Below are 297 nucleotides of genomic sequence, written 5' to 3' on the forward strand. Positions count from 1 at the left end.
TAATTAGTATGATTTGAATAGGATGATACATTTCTCCTAAGATACTCTGGACACAAGGGAACAAGGAATGTTCTGCATTATAAACAGGAATTATGAAGCTTACTAGTTTCGGTGTAATCATATTCATCGACTCCTAAAAGCAAAAGTGGAATCGCAAGATAAGATATCACAGATGGTGCAAAAAGGACGTGACCTGCTAAAAAAGCTATTCCAAGTCTTAGACCAATGATGACGAATAGAAAGAGATGTTCTACGGTTAGAGCGAAGGAAAGGAGTAATTGTTTCCCTAAGATGATG

1 pseudogene is annotated in these 297 nt (G+C 36.7%); it reads right to left on the reverse strand.

From position 1 onward, the window contains the following. Nucleotides 1–77: 77 nt before the first annotated feature. A pseudogene (locus JKP73_RS22715) lies at nucleotides 78–297 on the reverse strand (O-antigen ligase family protein); the annotation flags it as partial.

Origin of the sequence: Virgibacillus salexigens (genome assembly GCF_014905415.1) — a bacterium.
In the GTDB taxonomy this organism is placed as follows: Bacteria; Bacillota; Bacilli; order Bacillales; family Amphibacillaceae; genus Virgibacillus; species Virgibacillus salexigens.